Origin of the sequence: Azospirillum formosense (assembly GCF_013340925.1) — a bacterium.
Lineage (GTDB): Bacteria > Pseudomonadota > Alphaproteobacteria > Azospirillales > Azospirillaceae > Azospirillum > Azospirillum formosense.
This window is the reverse complement of record NZ_WHOR01000021.1, coordinates 1-15808: the sequence shown is the minus strand read 5'-3', so window position 1 is coordinate 15808 and position 15808 is coordinate 1. Positions and strand designations below refer to the sequence as shown.

Sequence of the window (15808 nt, the reverse complement as noted above, 5' to 3'; positions counted from 1 at the left end):
CCACCCGCGCCGTTCCCGCGCGTTGCGCTCAGTTCTCCTCGCGCATGACGCGGCACGCCGCTTCCGTCCGGTTGGTGGCGCCGAGCCGACGCAGGATGTTCCGCACATGCACTTTGACGGTGCTTTCCCGCATTCCCAGCTCGTGGGCGATGACCTTGTTCGGCTTGCCCTCCTGAAGGCATTCCAGGACGGCGAGCTGGCGCGGGGTCAGCTGGGTCAGGTGCGGCTTGCCGTTGACCACGGGCGTCGGGACGGATAACGCGGCGTGCAGCACCGGGTCCGTCACCGTGTCCTGGCCCAGGATCAGCCGGTGCAGGATGGATGCCGGAACGAAGATGCCGCCGGCGGCGACCAGCCGGATCGCCTCCAGCGCCATGGTCAGGCCGATGGTCGTGGAGATGTAGCCGTGAGCGCCCTGGCGGATGGCCTCCAGCGCGGTCGCCGTCTCGTCGGAATCCGACAGCATGATGAGCGGGATGCCATCCAGCACATCCAGAAGCTCGGCCAGCCTTGGCCGGAACTCCGGATCGGAGGCGAGCCGCCCGCTGAAGTTGGCCAGAGCGACGTCCGGTGATTCGTTCCGCCGCACCACGCTTTCCAGGTCGGCCAGGGACGCCGCCGTCAACACCCGCACCCCCCGTCCGCACAGGTTCAGGCTGGTGGACAGGCTTTCCCGCGTCAGCGGCGTTTCGTCGTGCAGGATGGCCGTGACGATCTGACCCTCCCCCAGAGGGCGCGCGCCCCCGGACATCCGGTAATAGGACCCGAACGAGCCTGGGTCGTTCATCGGGGCGGCGGTCAAGGGAACGGCGGCCAAGATGTGATTTGCCGTGAAGGATGTGACGGATGGGATGTCGCGGACGGCGTTGGGCAGGCGCGCTCCGTCTTTGCACGGCAACATACAAAATCTCCCTCAGCCACACGCCATGGACACGCCGACCCGTGGAACCGCCCGGGATCGCCGCCAACGTCGCCGCCGAGTTCACCGGAGCGAAGACTTTGGCCCTATTCGATCAAATGAACCGGATCAAGCGGGAAGGCGATGCTGCAAGAGGTCTGTGCGACCGCTTAGGGCCTATAACATAGCAACCAATTTTGACCGTCAATCGCAAACAAGAACGTAATACTGTGCGCAGATATCCGCAAAGTACCTCCAAATTAGTAATTTTTTCAAAGCTGTAACAGCGATCTTGAAACCTTTGCTTGTCGGGGCGAGTGGGTTTTATTCTCAGAGGGGAATGGACGGAGAGTGTTTCATCGAGTTGTGTCCACATGGACCACGGAGGTGCAGGTCAGCGCCGTCTTCTGCGGAATGCCGAGATGAAGGACGCTTCCCGTCTCCTGTCCCTGGGCGCGGATGGCGTTCCAGTCGGCCTCCGCGGCGTTCCAGAACCAGACGCGCTCTCCCGGATCCGCCAGATGATAGCGGTTTCCGTAAAGCCGGTTGCCTGCGGCGACCACCGCGTTGTCGGCGTTGACGTCGGTGACGGCGCCGACGCGCGCGTTGGCGTTGCGGATGACGATGCGGTTGTCGAAGATCTCGTTGCCGACGGCGGGGGTGTAGGGCGCGCGGTCCTGGGACACCACCGTCACCGCGTTGCCGAAGCCGCCCGGCACGTCGATGTCGTTGCCGTAGACCTTCACGCCCTGCGCGCTGGAAATCAGGATCTGGGCGCCCCAGAACCAGCCCTGGCCACGCTGCCCGTTGTCGGCGACCCGGTTGTTGCGGATCACCCCGTCGTAGCTGATCTCATAGGTGATGCCGTTGTCGGCGTTGCCGAATACCAGATTGTCCTCGATCACCAGCCGGTGCACGTCGATGTCGGCCCAGATTCCGGCGCCCACATTGTCGTGGACGCAATTGCCGCGGATGATCCCGCCGCCTCCGGATTCGGTGATCTTGCCGCCGCCGCCCTCCCAAGTGAAATCGACACCGGCATAGCCGTTGCGGGCGATCTCGTTGCCGGCGATCAGGAAATCGGTCCCCGACCCGGAAAAGCCGGCGTGGCCGTTGTCCTGGATTCGGTTGTCGAGGATGCGGCTGCCGTTGCCGGCGTTGACGCCGACGCCGTGGTTCAGGCGCAGGACGGTGTTCCGGACGGTCCAGCCGGGACCGAACTCCGCGTCCACGGCGGCGGCCTGGATGGGGGCGGCGTATTTCTCGATGGTCAGCGCCTGGATGACGACGCCCGACGCCGTGCCGCCGAAGGCGCGGGGGGTGACGCTGGTCTCCACGGTCCGACCGGTGGGGTCGTCGCCGATCACGATCTCGTCGGCGTCGTAGTCGAAGAACCAGCGCCCCGGCCCGACGGCGGACCGGCTGCCGACATGGAGCATCGGCGCGTCGTCGATGAACAGATCCTCCGGACGGGCGCAGCGGGGAAAGCCGGAGCGGCAGAACTCCGCCGCGTTGACCCGGCCCTCCTGCGTCTGCCCGCGGGCCACCCAGACGGGGCCGCGGCGGACGAAGGCGGTGAGCCGCCGCGCTCCGCTCAGCACGGCGCCGGGGCGCCTTCGAACAGGTTGCGGTCCTTCGGCACGATGGAGTGCAGGCGGTGGACACCGGCTTCCAGCCGGAAGCGCGTGCCGGGGGGATGACGGTCCACCGCCGCCTGGATGTCGGCGCCGGGCCGCAGGGAGACGGTGGGAGGTTCCGCTCCCGCCGCCGTCAGCGGGAGGCCGGCAAGAAGGAGGACCGCCGCCGCGCGGCGGGCAGGGCGGGGTGCATGCCGCCGGGGGTGCGGGGCGCGTCCTGTGTCCATGGTGGCCTCGATGCGTCGTCCTGCGGCGATGGACGAAAACGCTAACATGCGGGTCCGGCGCCTAGAATCGTCAAACTGGATGATCGACCTTCGTCGGCGCCGGTACTTGACCACAGGGAACCGGAGCGGTCACCGGCCGTTGCCAAAGGGCACCCCCAATCGTTCGAGAGCGTGCCATGGCCTCCCGCATCGAGGATTACGCCCTTCTGGGAGACTGCGAAACCGCAGCCCTTCTGTCAGTCGAAGGTTCCATCGACTGGCTGTGCTGGCCGCGCTTCGATTCCGACGCCTGCTTCGCAGCGCTCCTGGGTACGCCGGAGAACGGGCGCTGGCTGCTGCGCCCGAGCGATCCCGACGCCCGCACGACCCGGCGCTACCGCGGCGACAGCCTGATCCTGGAGACGGAGTTCGAGACGGCGGAGGGCGCCGTCACCATGATCGACTTCATGCCCCCGCGCGGCGAGGCGTCGGACGTCGTGCGCATCCTGCGCGGGCGGCGCGGGCGCGTCGCCATGCGGATGGACCTGACGCTGCGCTTCGGATACGGGCACGTCGTGCCGTGGGTGACGCGGATCGGCCCGCACACCCTGCGGGCCATCGCCGGGCCGGACATGGTCGTCCTGCACACCAGCGCCCCGATCCACGGCGAGGATCTGAGCACCGTCGCCGATTTCACTGTGGCGGAGGGCGAGAGCCTCAGCTTCGTGATGACCTATTCCCCCTCGCACCTGCCACTGCCGGAGCCGGTCGACGCCGAGCAGGCTCTGGCCGAGACCGAGCGGTTCTGGGAGGAGTGGAGCGGGCGCTGCGCCTACGGCGGCCCCTGGCGCGACGCGGTGGTGCGTTCGCTGGTGACGCTGAAGGCGCTGACCTACCGCCCGACCGGCGGCATCGTCGCGGCGCCGACCACCTCCCTCCCCGAGCAGCTCGGCGGGGTGCGGAATTGGGACTACCGCTATTGCTGGCTGCGCGACGCCACCCTGACCCTGCTGGCGCTGATGAACGCCGGCTATCTGCAGGAGGCGCTGGACTGGCGCGACTGGGGCCTGCGCACCATCGCCGGCAGCCCGCAGCAGATCCAGATCATGTACGGCATCGCCGGGGAGCGCCGCCTGCTCGAATGGGACGTGCCCTGGCTGCCGGGCTACGAGGGGGCGAGTCCGGTCCGCGTCGGCAATGCCGCGGCCCCCCAGCTCCAGCTCGACGTCTATGGCGAGATGATGGACGCGGCGCACCAGGCGCGCATGCGCGGCATCACGACCCAGCCGGAAGCCTGGCATGTCCAGTGCGCCTTGCTCGACCACATGGAATCGGTGTGGGACCAGCCCGACGAGGGCATCTGGGAGGTGCGCGGCGGCGCTCGGCATTTCACCCATTCCAAGGTGATGGCCTGGGTCGCCGTGGACCGCATGGTGAAGAGCGCGGAGAAGTTCGGCCTGGATGCGCCGCTGGAGCGTTGGAAGGCGCTGCGGCAGGCCATTTGCGACGATGTCTGCGCCAACGGCTATTCGAAGGAGCGCAACAGCTTCGTCCAATATTACGGCGCCGGCCACGTCGACGCGGCGCTGCTGATGCTGCCGATGGTCGGCTTCCTCCCGGTGGACGATCCCCGCATCCGGGGCACCGTCGCTGCCATCGAACAGGAGCTGATGCAGGATGGCCTCGTCATGCGCTACCGGACGGAGAGGACCGACGACGGGCTGCCCAACGGGGAGGGAGTGTTCCTCGCCTGCTCCTTCTGGCTGGCCGACGTCTATGTGCTGCAAGGGCGCCAAACGGAGGCCGAGGCGCTGTTCAACCGGCTGCTCGCCCTGCGCAACGATCTGGGCTTGCTGTCGGAGGAGTACGACACGACGGCGAAGCGGTTGGTCGGCAACTTCCCGCAGGCCTTCTCGCACATCGCGCTCATCAACACCGCCTTCAACCTGACCCGTGCGGAGAAGCCGGCGGAGCAGCGCAAGGACGGGGACTGACGGAACAAGGGAAAGCCCCTCCCGCCGGTGTGGGCGGGAGGGGCGCGTTGGGCACGGGTCAGCGGCTGGTGCTGCCCGTGGTGCTGCCGGTGGTGCCGGTGCGGCTGGTGCTGTCCGTTGTTCCGCTCATCCCGGTGCCGGACATGCCGGTGCCTGACGCGCTGGAGGTTCCGGAGGAACTTGTTCCGGACCCGCCCATCCCCGTGCCGCCCATCCCCGTGTTCGAGGACCCGGTGGTGCCGAGCCCGGCCATGGCCGACGCCCCGGCGGTGGTGCCGGTGCCGCCGAACGTCCTCTCGCGGACGCGCAGGTTGTTCTGCACATGGCGGACGCCGGAGATGGTCTCCGCCATATCCTCGGCGCGGCGCTTGGTCCGGCGGTCGTCCACGCTGCCGCTCAGCGTGACCTCGCAATTGCTGACGGTCACGTCGATTTCCGACGCGTCGATGTAGGGATCGTCGGTCAGGCGGTCGTTCACATCCTCGCGGATGCGGTCGTCGGAGCGGGTGTAGCCGCGCGGCCCACGGCCCCGATGGTGCTGGGCGCCGGGGTCGTCGTTGCGGGCGTCCATGCGGCGGCGGCGTTCCGCGTCCTCGTCGCCGAACCAGGAGGCCATCTCGTCGCCCGCCCGTTCGAAGAAGCCGCGGTCCTCGTTGCGGCCGTAGCCGCCACCGCCGCCATAGCCCATCCGCCCATAGTCGCGGTTACCGTAGTCACGGCTGCTGTAGTCGCGGTTTCCATAGCCGCGGGAGCCGGACCCGTATTCCATCCCGCCGTAGTCGCGGCTGCCATAGTCCCGGCCGCCGTAAGCGCCGCTGCCGTATTCAGAGCGGCCGAAGCCGCCGCGATAGCCGAAGTCCTGGCCGTAGTCGCCACGGTCCTCATAATTCTGGCGATCATCGCGGGAGCGCCAGTCGCGTTGGCCCTGCCCATAGGAGGCGCGGGAGCCGTAATCGCGGCCGTAATCACGGCCGTAATCACGATTGCCGGAGCCCTGATTATAGGAACTCTGGCCATAGGAGCCCTGGCCGTAATCGCCCCGGCCTTCCTGCTGGCGCCAATAGTCGCGGCCATAATCGAAGCCCTCGCGGCCTTGGCCCTCGTAGCCGTAGCCGGGCTGGCGGCCACCGCCGCCCATCATGCCGGACCGGCCGGACTGGCCCGAACCGGACTGGCCCCAATTCGATTGACCGAACTCGTCACGGCCACGGTTCTGATACGAGCCGGCGCTCCACTCGCGGCCTTCGCCGCGTTGGCGGTCGCGCTCCCACCGGTCGTCGTCGCGGCGGGTGCCCTGGTCGTTCCTCCACCTGGATTCATAGTCGGACATGGGATACTCCCCATTTGGACGGTGCCCGTTCGCCGGGCGTCCGCAAACAACAGGGGAGGCGGCGAAGGATCGCGGACCGGCGATGGCTTTGCCGTGTCTTTGGCCAAGTCCTTGCCCAAGGCCTTGCCCAAGTCCTTGCCATGCGCCCTGCACAGGCCAGCCAACCGGAGCGCCGTCGGGAAGCCCGCGAGCGCCCGCAATCCCAGCATTCTTGCGCTCGGTCGGCGCGCCGCGCGAAGGCCGCAGGGAATCAGGCGAAGCCGCCCCCTTGAACGCCGCGGCGAAGGAAACATATGTGCAACATCGCCGGCGGATGGCCGTAACCTTCGGGTGACCGACCGGCAAACCCCTTTCCGGGTCGTGATTCAGCGGTTGACCGGCGTCGCCATCTGGATTACTGGCTCGAACACCGCTCTCCCTGGCCGCTCCGGCCGGCTGCCTCGACCCATCCCCACGGTCCTGGCGCCGCCGATGGCCGGGGAGACCCCCGAGATCCGCATCGACACGCGATGCACGCCCGTCCGGCAGCGTTGAATGCCGGCTGAGATGTTGTGAAGCAGAAGGACGAATGACGTTTGATAACAAGCGCCGCCGCGCGGCGCCCAAGGGCGGCAACCGCCCGAACTCGAATTTTGGCGGCAACCGCCCGAACACGATTGTTGGCGATGTGCGCAGCGGCAAGTCCGGCGGCCCGCGTTTCCAGAAGAACCAGAACCCCAAGCCCTACGAGCGTCCGAAGGCCACCCGCCCGCCGGGCGCGCCGGCTCCCGGCCCGGTGCCGGGCAACGATGAAATCCTGTTCATCCCGCTCGGCGGCTGCTCGCGCATCGGCATGAACATGGCGCTCTACGGCCATGCCGGGAAGTGGCTGATTGTGGACGCCGGCGTCGCCTTCATGGGCGACGAGGCGCCGGGCGTCGACAGCCTGATGGCCGATCCCTCCTTCATCGAGGAGCGGATGGACGAGGTGGTCGGGCTGGTCGTCACCCACGCCCACGAAGACCACATCGGCGCCATCCACCATCTGTGGCCTGGGCTGGAATGCCCGATCTACGCGACCCCCTTCGCCGCCCATGTGATCCGTGAACGGTTGAAGGAGTCCGGCGGCCTGCGCCACGCCCGCATCCGGGTGTTCGAGCCGGGCGCGGCCTTCGAGATCGGCCCCTTCGGCATCGAGACCATCACCGTCACCCACTCGATCCCCGAGCCGGTGTCGGTGGCGATCCACACCAAGGCCGGCACGGTCCTGCACACCGGCGACTGGAAGTTCGACCCGCACCCGCTGGTCGGCCCGACCATGGACCTGGACGCGCTGAAGCGGCTGGGCGACCGCGGCGTGCTGGCGATGATGTGCGACAGCACCAACGCCAACGTCGACGGCACCACGGGGTCGGAAGCGGACGCCCGCGCCGGCCTGATCGAGGCCTTCGCCGGGCGCAAGGGCGCCATCGCGGTGACCGGCTTCGCGTCCAACGTCGCCCGCATGCAGGCGGTGGCGGAGGCCGCGGCGGCCCACGACCGCAAGGTGGTGCTGGTCGGCCGGTCGATGCTGCGCATGGAGAAGGCGGCCCGCGCCAGCGGGTACCTGGAGAAGGCTCCGGAGTTCATCTCCATCATGGAAGCTTCCTGGACGCCGCGCCGGAACCTCGTGTTCCTGTGCACCGGCAGCCAGGGCGAGGAGCGGGCGGCGCTCAGCCGGCTGGCCCGCGACGGCCACCGCGACCTGTGGCTGGAGAGCGGCGACACGGTGATCTTCTCCGCCCGCGCCATCCCCGGCAACGAGGTGGTGCTGGCCGACGTGCAGGACCATCTGAAGGCCAAGGGCGTGACGGTGGTGACCCCCGCCGACGCGCCGGTGCATGTGTCGGGCCACCCGAAGCGGGACGACCTGATCCGCATGTACGACCTGATCCGTCCGCGCTTCTCCGTGCCGGTGCACGGCACCATCGAGCATCTGGAGGCCCACGCCCGCCTCGCCCGCGCCTGCGGCGTGGAACGGGCGCTGGTTCCGGAGGACGGCGACATCCTGCGGATCGCGCGGGAAGGCACCGCGGTGATCGGCCATATGGAGGCCAAGCGCCTCGCCAACACCGGGCGCGAACTGATCCCCTGGACGGGCCTGCCCGTCGCGGAGGACGCGGACGCCCTGGCTGAAGCCATGGAATCGATGGCCGCCTGACGCGGCCATCCTCCCTCACCGCCATCTTTCAACGGGCCACGAATCACCAGAAGGGGACACCACCCTCCGTTCGCGCGCACCAGGGGCCGGCTCACGGCCCTTTTTTATCTTGGAGAGTTGCCCATGGCTGGCTATCCCGCCGACCGGCTTTCCTTTCCCGACATCCTCGACCCGGTGCTGGAAGCGCCGGACGGGGATGACACCGCCCTCGACCGCGCCATCAACGAGGTGGCCGAGGCGCTGGCCGACAGCGGGACCCTGATCGTCGATGCCCTGGGCCAGGCGGCCTACGGCGTGACCGACGAGGACGCCGTTCTCGGCCTGATCGACACCTACATCCGCGTCCTCCTGCATCTCGGCGAGGTGGAGGAGGCGGCGGACATGGGTGAAGTGATCGAGCGCATCCAGAGTTTCCAGCGCCGCCGCAAGCGCCGCGGCTCTCGCGCCTCCTGACGCCACCCTTCTCTCAGACCAGCCCTTTCCTCAGACTGGCGGGACGGTTCCGCCGGTCAGCCAGCGGGTCGCCAGGGCGCGCAGCCGCGCGGTCTGCTGCCGCTGGCGGTAGACGGACACGGCGTAGCCGATCCCGATGAAGCCGACGATCACCACCCAGAAGCCAAACAGATAGCGCCAGTCCGCCCCCGCGGTCAGCAGCACCAGCAGGACCAGCGTCACCACTCCCGCCACCACCCCGCCGATGATGCGCATCCGCAGGAAGGCGGCCTCGTCGCTCTGTTCGAAATCCTCGGCCAGCGCCTGGATTTCCAGTCCGGCCTGACGGCGGGCCTCCGCCGCCGGGTTCAGCGCATCCATGCCATCTCCATTCAGTTTATCGGGCTTTGGAGCCCAGGCGCGATGATCCGTCACATTCGCCTGCTATGAAAGGAAGAACAGGCGAAACGCGCTTCCGGCCATCGGCGCTCACGGCGGGGGTCGGCCGCTTCGGGGGAGTCTCGAACCATGCAGACCGGCTATGTGCGCACCTACGAACGCATCGCCCCGCTCTACGACGCGCTGGATCTCGGTTACGAGGTGATGTGGAAGCGGCGCCTGCGCCGGGGCACGTTCCACGGCCTGTCCGGGCGCATCCTCGATGCCGGGGCGGGCACCGGCCGCAACATCCCCTTCTACCCCATCGGCGCCCGGATGACCGCGGTGGACGCCAGCCCGGCCATGCTGGGCCGCGCCGCCAAGCGGGCGGGCAGGCTGGGGCGGGCGGTGGAGTTCCGGGTGATGGATCTGGCCGCCACCGGATTCCCCGACGGCCATTTCGACCATGCGGTGGCGACCTTCGTCTTCTGCGTCCTGCCGGAGGAGCTTCAAGTGCCGGTGCTGCGCGAGATGCGGCGCATCCTGAAGCCGGAGGGGACACTGCGCATCCTCGACTACACCCAGTCGGAGCGCTCGGTGGCCCGGCTGTGGATGCGCTTGGTGTCGCCCTGGCTGAGCTTCGCCTTCGGCGCCCGCTACACCGCCGGGTACGAGGCCCATCTGCCGCGGGCCGGCCTGGGGGCGGTCGCCAGCCGCTTCGTGATGGGCGACTGCGTCAAGCTGGTGGAGGCCCGCGTGGCCTGAGCCGCCGGGCCTTCCCCTCGGCCGATCAGCCGGCGCGCCGCTGCTCGTGCGCCGGGCCGCCGCCGAAATGGTCGAGCGCCTGGGCGAGCGCGTCGTCGAACACCTCCGCCTTCTCGGTGAAATAGTCGAAGTAGCCGTAATGGCGGCGCAGCGGCAGCTCGGTCAGGGAGCGGATGCGGTAGGCCGGGTCGTTCAGAGTGCCGCGCTCCATCAGCTCGATCACCCGGCGCAGCCGCGCCACCTCCGCCTTGTAGGAGTTGGCGAACCACTGGCGGATCTTCCAGTTCTCCACCTCCAGCTGGTTTCGCGGCACCGGCCCGATCCACGAAACGGGGAAGGGCGCGGCCACCGTCACCTCGTCGAAGCCGTGCAGTTCCGACAGGATGATGCTGCGGTGATAGGCGCCGTCGATCAGCCCGCCGGGGGCCTCCTCGAAGCCGTAGAGATAGAGCCAGAGAGCGCTCTCCACCGCCTCCGCAGTGATGTCCTCCAGCCCGACCTCGCCGGCCATCAGGCGGCGGGCCGCAGGGTTGCCGTGAAGCAGCCCGTTGCCGGAGCGGAAATCGTAGGTGTTGAAGACGACGCCGACCTCGGCCTCGTTCAGGGTGCGGGCGATCTCGGCCACGGTGTCGCGGTCGCGCACCGGGGCGTATTGGCGGGCCGGCATCAGCCGCTCCAGCACCGCCGAGGGCGACAGCGGGACATCCAGCCAACGCCGCGCATGCTCGCCCAGCACCGGGCGGAACACGCCCTTGTGCCCGAACAGGGCGGTCTGCCAGGCCTGGAGCAGCCCGCCGGACGCCCCCCGGTGTTCGAGAAGCAGGCGGCGCACGTCCTCGCCGCGCAGCCAGGCGGCCAGCACGACGATCTGCCCGGAGGTCACCGTGAACAGGTCGGGCATCCGCTCCAGGCGGTCGAGCGCCGTCAGCACGCCCGCGCCGTGCAGGTTGAACCCACCGAAGCCGCCCAGGGCGACCGCTCGTTTCTGCATGTGAAAAACTCCAACCAAAGATCGACCGTCCCGCGGGGCGCCGCTGTCGCGGACCGCCTGCGGGGCGTTGCTGTTGCTGTGTCAGGGAAAAATGAGGGACGCCCGTGTCAACCGGCGGCCCGGCCGCCATCCAGACGGTGGGGATTCAGATCGGCCGTCCGTCCTTTCAGAAACGCGGCCAGCCGGCCCAGCAGGGACCGGAGATGGTCGGCGCGCATCCGGGCGGCCTTGCGGCGGATGATCTGCAGGTCGCGTTCGGAGGGAAGGGCGGAAGCGAAAGTCGAAGGCGTGTTCATAAGGGACCTCCTCAAAGGATTGAGAAGGCGTCTCCCCCTCGGGAAAGGGCTTATCGTTATGTTGCAGTGCACAATATGGGGCAGTGGCACTGTCCCGTCAAGGCTGGTCCGCTTTTTGTCCACAGCTCTCGCATCGGGGAGGACGGTCAGTCGCCGGTCTGACTCACTGGATTGAGGTTCAGAAGATCCTGGATGGCGCCTTGCAACTGCCGCGGCGTGACCGGTTTGCGCACCACGGCCAGCCCGAGCGCCGCTGCGTCGCGGTCGCAGTCGGTGCCGATCTCGCCGGTCAGGATGATCGCCGGAACCGGCGATCCGACCAGCCCGCGGATTTGCGCGATGGCTTCCGTTCCGATCCGGCCGTTGCGCAGCCGGTAATCGGCGATGATCAGGTCCGGGTGGCGGTCCAGTCCGCGCAGCCGCTCCAGCGCCTGTTCCGCGGAGCCGGCGACGGCCACCTCGTATCCCCATTCCTGGAAGATGGTCCGCAGCCCCATCAGGACGATCACGTCGTCCTCGACCAGAACGGCCAACCGGCCGTCGCCGGTCGGGGTGGTTTCGGCTTCCGGGGCGGGTAGGGGGACGGCCGGCGCGGCGGCGCGCGGCGCGTCGATGGAGAAGACCGACCCATGGGCCGGTTCGGAGCGAACCGACACCGGATGGTTCAGCAGCCGGGACAGCCGCTTCACGATGGCCAGCCCCAGGCCGAGGCCCTGGCTGCGGTCGCGCTCCGGGTTGCCGACCTGATGGAACTCCTCGAAGACCTTGGTCTGCTGCTCCGCCGAGATGCCGATGCCGCTGTCCTGCACCATGATGCGGACGGTGCCGTTCGTCGCCTCGCAGGACACGCGGACATAGCCCGCCTCGGTGTAGCGGATGGCGTTCTCCACCAAGTTGCGGAGCATCCGGCCGAGCAGCAGCCGGTCGCTGCGCACCGCCAGGTCCGGGGCGAGTTGGACGACGGTGAACTCCAGACCCTTGCTGGAGGCGATGGGGGCGTAGGCCGCCTCGATCTCCTCCAGCATCGGGCGCAGGGGCACGGTGCCGATCTGCGGGACGATGACACCGGCATCCAGCCGCGACACGTCCAGCAGGCTGTCGAGAAGGTTCTTCAGCGTCTCCAGCGCGCGTTCCAGCGAGGCCAGCGGGGGGCGCCCCTTGTCGGGGTCGACGTGGTGGTGCAGGACTCCGGCGAACAGCAGGGCGGATTGCAGCGGTTGACGCAGGTCGTGGCTGGCCGCGGCCAGGAACTTCGATTTGGAGATGTTGGCCTCGTCGGCCTTGGCCTTGGCGTCGCGCAGGGCCTCCTCCATCGCCTTGCGCCCGGTGATGTCGATGTTCAACCCGCTGAGCCGGACCAGACGTCCATTGTCGTAGACGGGGCGCCCGATCGCCATGATCCAACGCACCCCGTCGCGCGGATGAAGGATGCGGAACTCCCCGCGGTAATCGGAGCGCCGGGCCTCCAGCACATCGTTCGTGTACCGGCGCACCGTGTCCCGGTCCGCCGGGTGCACCAGTTCGAAGAAGCTGTCCTCGTCGGGCTTGAAGCTGTCCGGAGTGACGCCGTACAACCGGTACATGCCATCCGACCAGGCCAGCGTGCGGTCGCGCTGGTCGAAATCCCAGATCCCGGCCTCCGATGCCGCCAGCGCGATGGTCAGCCGCTCCTCGCTGCGGCGCAGCGCCTCCTCCAGCGCCTTGCGCTCGGTGATGTCGAGGTTCAGGCCGCTGAAATGCAGCGGTGTGCCGTCCAGACCATAATTGACGCGCCCGATCGACGAGACCCAGCGGACGGCGCCGCCCGGTTGGACGATCCGGTATTCCAGCTGCACGTAGGTCTGCTGTTTGGCGAGGATGTCCGATTGCGCCTTCAGGGTGGCGACGTCGAAGTCGTCGGGGTGGACCACCGACCGCCACACGGCGCTTGTCGATTCGTGCACGGCGGGATCGAGGCCGAAGATGCGGTAGGTTTCCTCCGACCAATGCCCCTTGTTGGTCGTCAGATCCCAATCGAAGGAGCCCGCCATGGCCGATTCCAGGGCGAGGCTCAGCCGATCCTTGCTCTTGCGCAGATCATCCTCGGCCTGTCGCCGCCGGGTGATGTCGAGGAGATAGACCGACATCCCGTTCGCGTTGGGAAAGGCCCGCATCCAGAACCAGCGCCCGGTGCGCATCCCTTGGAATTCATCGTCGATCGGCGTCTGCTCGGCCATCGCCTGATGGGCCTTGCGCCACAGCGGCGTGTCGACCAGTTCCGGAAAGGCGTCCCACAACGACCGCCCGCGCAGGTCGCGGCCTTGGGCGACCAGCGCGGCCGCCTTGTCGTTCAGGTAGGTGAACCGCCAATCGCGATCCAACTCGATCACGCCGTCCACCGTGCTGCCGAGCACCGCCGCCATGCGGAGCGCGTTGCTGCGCGCCAGCTCATGCGCGCGCAGGAAGCGCCACAGGCTCCAGCCGGCGGTCAGCGCGGCGAACAGGAATAGCCCGGCGAAGATCACGAGCGTGCGCCGGGCCGCCGCGTTGACCGGCCGCATGGATTCGTCCTTGTCCAGGCTGACGTGGACATAGAGGTTGGGGACGCCGGCGGCCAGCGGCGACACCGCCGTGATCCGCATCCGCCCCTCCGGCCCAAGCGTCTCGACCACACGCCGCTCGCCCCGCTCCAGCAGAGCCTGATAGGGCGTGTGCAGCGGCCGGCCGACGATGTCCGGCGTTTCGGGCTGGTGCGCCAGGACGATGCCGGAGCGGTCGGCGATCACCACCTCCGCGTTTCCCGGAAGGCTTTTCTCGCGAAGGAACAGGTTCAGCCATGTGGTGTCGAGGAGCACGGTCGCCACCCCGGCCGGAACGCCGTTCTCGTCCTTGTAGGCGAGAGCGAAGGGGATGGAGGGGCGCCCCGTGGTGCGGGAGGTCAGGGTGGCCCCGTTGGCCTGTTTTCCGGTCGTCAGCGCCTCCTGCCAATAGCTGCGGTCGGCAACCGACAGGCCACGTGCCCGGGGTTCGGTGGAGCACCAGATGGTTCCGGACCGGTTGCTGATGCTCACCGCCAGATATGGGGGAAACTTTGCCTTGATCCGAAGAAGCGTATCCTGGCAGGCCGCTGGGGACAGCCGCCCTATGCCCATCTCGGTAAGAGCAACCAAAACGTGTTCGATGTCGTCGGCGATGCGCTTCTGTTCGGACTCGACCTGATCCAGAAGCTGCATCGACTCCAGGCGGATTTCTGTTTCCCGCGACTTGCGCAATTCCAGGATGTTGTGCACTTCGAAGGCGATCAGCGGTAACGCAACCACAAGGAAAAGAATCGACAACCGACGCGCCGACCATCCAGGCCGCTGGTCCGGCTCGTTGGTCTTCACCCGTATCTCCTTACTCCGCCCTTCCGCGGGCGAAGATTGCCAGAATACGATGTTGATTGAAACAGGCTGTCCGTTCTATCCCAATCGCCCTTTCTCTTTTTCTTCAAAAGGCTGTCACGATACGAGGGCAGTGTAACCGCAGGTGGCTTCCACCGCGGCGGCCAGCCGCAGCACCGCCGCGTCGCTCAGGCGCGGTCCGGCGATCTGGATTCCCACGGGAAGCCCGCCGCTCGCCGTCAGCCCGCAGGGGACCGAGCAGGCCGGCGCGTAGCAGTGATTGAACAGCGGCGTGAAGACCGCGTGGCCGCGCGGCGTCACCGGACGCCCCTCGATGGCGGCGGGGCCAAGCCGGTCGAACGGCCATGCGGTGACCGGAGTCGTCGGGCAGACCAGCAGATCGTACCGCGCGAAGAGGGCGGCCAGCGCGCGGTACGCCTCCTCCCGCAGATGCAGGGCGCGGGCGACCTCCGCGCCGCCGGTGCGCAGGCCGGCGTCGATCTGCTGCCCGATGTCGGGGTCGAACAGGTCCGGCGTCGCGCGGTAGCGCTCGCCGTAAAGCGCGGCGAGGCCGGCGAACTGGAGGGGCATCAGGCCGTTTTCCCCGGCGCCCTCGGGCCAGACCGGGTCGGCCTCCTCGACGATGGCCCCGGCATCGGCGAGGCGGTGGACGGCGCGCTCCACGCAGGCCGCGACCTCCGGGTCCACGGGGGCGTCCAGACCCAGCCGCCGGGAGTAGGCGATGCGCAGGCCCGCCGGGTCGGGGTTGGCGGCGGCACGGACGAAGGAGCCGGACACCGCCACCGATTGCGGGTCGCGCGGGTCCGGCCCGGCCAGCGAGTCGAGCATCAGCGCCACGTCGGCGACCGAGCGGGCCATCTGGCCGATCACCGAGTTGCCGAACACCGGCTCGGGGAAGCCGATGGGGTGGGGGACGATTCCGGCCGACGGCTTCATGCCGACCACCCCGACATGGGCGGCCGGCCGCCGCGGGGAGCCGCCGCCGTCGGTGCACAGCGCCAGCGGCGCCAGGCCCGCCGCGACCGCGCTGGCCGCCCCGCCGGAGGAGCCGCCGGGCGTCAGCGCCACATCCCAGGGGTTCCGGGTCGGGCCGTGCAGGCGGTTCGTCGTCACCCCCTTGCAGGCGAATTCGGAGCAGTTGGTGATGCCCGCGAAGACGGCGCCCGCGGCGCGCAGCCGGGCCACGGCCACCGCGTCCTCCGGCGCGATGAAGTCCTGGAACAGCCGCGACCCCTGGCGGACCGGCTGGCCGCGCACCCAGATGTCTGGCTCTTATACCCATCCGACGCCGCCCGCGATCCACCCTGTGGTAGAACTGG

General features: G+C 68.6%; 13 protein-coding genes. 4 read left to right on the top strand and 9 right to left on the bottom strand.

From position 1 onward, the window contains the following. Positions 1-28: 28 nt before the first annotated feature. From GBZ26_RS04980 to GBZ26_RS04970, 3 genes are all read right to left on the bottom strand, one after another. Positions 29-817, bottom strand: coding sequence for a response regulator transcription factor (locus tag GBZ26_RS04980; protein WP_247884761.1), 789 nt, complete (start codon positions 815-817; stop codon positions 29-31). 437 nt (positions 818-1254) lie between these two features. Then, a complete protein-coding gene (locus GBZ26_RS04975; protein WP_174437876.1) occupies positions 1255-2499 on the bottom strand; it encodes a right-handed parallel beta-helix repeat-containing protein in 1245 nt (414 codons plus the stop codon). Further along, positions 2493-2762, bottom strand: coding sequence for a hypothetical protein (locus GBZ26_RS04970; protein WP_174437875.1), 270 nt, complete (start codon positions 2760-2762; stop codon positions 2493-2495). Before GBZ26_RS04970 ends, GBZ26_RS04975 begins: the two co-directional genes overlap by 7 nt. A 176-nt stretch (positions 2763-2938) precedes the next feature. Here GBZ26_RS04970 and GBZ26_RS04965 point away from each other — a divergent pair, with 176 nt between their 5' ends. After that, the gene (locus tag GBZ26_RS04965; protein ID WP_174437874.1) at positions 2939-4735 is read left to right on the top strand and encodes a glycoside hydrolase family 15 protein; all 1797 of its coding nucleotides are present in this window, start codon (positions 2939-2941) and stop codon (positions 4733-4735) included. 58 nt (positions 4736-4793) lie between these two features. On the opposite strand, the gene GBZ26_RS04960 is transcribed toward GBZ26_RS04965, so the two are convergent. Continuing rightward, complete coding sequence (locus GBZ26_RS04960) at positions 4794-6065, bottom strand: BON domain-containing protein (protein ID WP_174437873.1); 1272 nt, start codon at positions 6063-6065, stop codon at positions 4794-4796. Positions 6066-6633: 568 nt separating this feature from the next. On the opposite strand from GBZ26_RS04960, the gene GBZ26_RS04955 reads away from it, so the two are divergent. Continuing rightward, a complete protein-coding gene (locus GBZ26_RS04955) occupies positions 6634-8244 on the top strand; it encodes a ribonuclease J (RefSeq protein WP_246654046.1) in 1611 nt (536 codons plus the stop codon). A gap of 123 nt (positions 8245-8367) precedes the next feature. Continuing rightward, on the top strand, positions 8368-8697 hold the full coding sequence (locus GBZ26_RS04950; RefSeq protein ID WP_174437872.1) for a hypothetical protein: 330 nt from the start codon (positions 8368-8370) through the stop codon (positions 8695-8697). 30 nt (positions 8698-8727) lie between these two features. Here the strand turns inward: GBZ26_RS04950 and GBZ26_RS04945 are convergent, their stop codons facing one another. After that, positions 8728-9057, bottom strand: a complete 330-nt coding sequence (locus tag GBZ26_RS04945) for a hypothetical protein (RefSeq protein ID WP_035679689.1) — start codon at positions 9055-9057, stop codon at positions 8728-8730. Positions 9058-9204: 147 nt separating this feature from the next. Here GBZ26_RS04945 and GBZ26_RS04940 point away from each other — a divergent pair, with 147 nt between their 5' ends. Beyond that, positions 9205-9819: a class I SAM-dependent methyltransferase gene (locus GBZ26_RS04940; RefSeq protein ID WP_174437871.1), complete on the top strand. Its 615-nt coding sequence runs from the start codon at positions 9205-9207 to the stop codon at positions 9817-9819. Positions 9820-9844: 25 nt separating this feature from the next. Here the strand turns inward: GBZ26_RS04940 and GBZ26_RS04935 are convergent, their stop codons facing one another. The 4 genes from GBZ26_RS04935 to GBZ26_RS04920 form a co-directional block, all read right to left on the bottom strand. Continuing rightward, on the bottom strand, positions 9845-10810 hold the full coding sequence (locus tag GBZ26_RS04935) for a hypothetical protein (RefSeq protein ID WP_174437870.1): 966 nt from the start codon (positions 10808-10810) through the stop codon (positions 9845-9847). Positions 10811-10917: 107 nt separating this feature from the next. Then, on the bottom strand, positions 10918-11106 hold the full coding sequence (locus GBZ26_RS04930; RefSeq protein WP_174437869.1) for a hypothetical protein: 189 nt from the start codon (positions 11104-11106) through the stop codon (positions 10918-10920). A gap of 146 nt (positions 11107-11252) precedes the next feature. Further along, positions 11253-14405: a PAS domain-containing protein gene (locus GBZ26_RS04925; RefSeq protein WP_174437868.1), complete on the bottom strand. Its 3153-nt coding sequence runs from the start codon at positions 14403-14405 to the stop codon at positions 11253-11255. A 180-nt stretch (positions 14406-14585) separates the two neighbouring features. After that, positions 14586-15746 carry an amidase gene (locus GBZ26_RS04920; RefSeq protein ID WP_345772038.1) on the bottom strand — a complete coding sequence of 387 codons (1161 nt, stop codon included), beginning with the start codon at positions 15744-15746 and terminating at the stop codon, positions 14586-14588. Positions 15747-15808: the final 62 nt, after the last annotated feature.

Bases quoted from the DNA above. Each gene is read 5' to 3' on its own strand.
- GBZ26_RS04970 (WP_174437875.1), bottom strand. From the start codon at position 2,762: ATGGACACAGGACGCGCCCCGCACCCCCGGCGGCATGCACCCCGCCCT.
- GBZ26_RS04965 (WP_174437874.1), top strand. From the start codon at position 2,939: ATGGCCTCCCGCATCGAGGATTACGCCCTTCTGGGAGACTGCGAAACC.
- GBZ26_RS04960 (WP_174437873.1), bottom strand. From the start codon at position 6,065: ATGTCCGACTATGAATCCAGGTGGAGGAACGACCAGGGCACCCGCCGC.
- GBZ26_RS04955 (WP_246654046.1), top strand. From the start codon at position 6,634: ATGACGTTTGATAACAAGCGCCGCCGCGCGGCGCCCAAGGGCGGCAAC.
- GBZ26_RS04950 (WP_174437872.1), top strand. From the start codon at position 8,368: ATGGCTGGCTATCCCGCCGACCGGCTTTCCTTTCCCGACATCCTCGAC.
- GBZ26_RS04945 (WP_035679689.1), bottom strand. From the start codon at position 9,057: ATGGATGCGCTGAACCCGGCGGCGGAGGCCCGCCGTCAGGCCGGACTG.
- GBZ26_RS04940 (WP_174437871.1), top strand. From the start codon at position 9,205: ATGCAGACCGGCTATGTGCGCACCTACGAACGCATCGCCCCGCTCTAC.
- GBZ26_RS04935 (WP_174437870.1), bottom strand. From the start codon at position 10,810: ATGCAGAAACGAGCGGTCGCCCTGGGCGGCTTCGGTGGGTTCAACCTG.
- GBZ26_RS04930 (WP_174437869.1), bottom strand. From the start codon at position 11,106: ATGAACACGCCTTCGACTTTCGCTTCCGCCCTTCCCTCCGAACGCGAC.